The 640-nt window shown below is 59.7% G+C and carries 1 pseudogene; it reads left to right on the forward strand.

The window, feature by feature from the left end:
* Positions 1 to 129: 129 nt before the first annotated feature.
* A pseudogene (locus AC0L3B_RS38205) lies at positions 130 to 640 on the forward strand (ABC transporter permease); the annotation flags it as partial.

Here is a 640-nt window from a genome sequence, read left to right on the forward strand (position 1 = left end):
CGCCAAGTTGCTCAATGGCGCCAGCGCCGGTCAGCAGTTTGTGGGCGATCTTGAATGAGGAAGTACTCATGTGCGCGGCCTCTTATCGGTGTTGGGCTGGCACAAGAATAGCTGACCAAACCAGGTTGTCTGCCATTCTGGACGTCGATTCTGGTGCGGGTGGCGGCGTGGATTGTATTGCTGCAATCCGGTGGCCTGATCAATAGCGCCCTGATGGGCATGGGCCTGATCGACGCGCCGCTGGAGTTGGTGTTCAACCGTACCGGCGTGTACATCTCCATGGTGCATATCCTGCTGCCGTTCATGATTCTGCCGATCTACAGCGTGATGAAAGGCATCTCGCCGACGTACATGCGTGCGGCGATTTCCCTGGGCTGTCACCCGTTCGCCAGCTTCTGGCGCGTGTACTTCCCGCAAACCTACGCCGGTGTCGGCGCCGGTTGCCTGTTGGTGTTCATCCTGGCGATTGGTTACTACATCACCCCGGCCTTGCTGGGCAGCCCGAACGACCAGATGGTCAGCTACTTCGTGGCCTTCTATACCAACACCAGCATCAACTGGGGCATGGCCACGGCGTTGGGCGGCTTGCTGCTGCTGGCGACGGTGCTGCTGTACCTGATCTACAACCGGCTGGCGCCCA

It is taken from the genome of Bradyrhizobium sp. Kon56 (assembly GCF_055807635.1).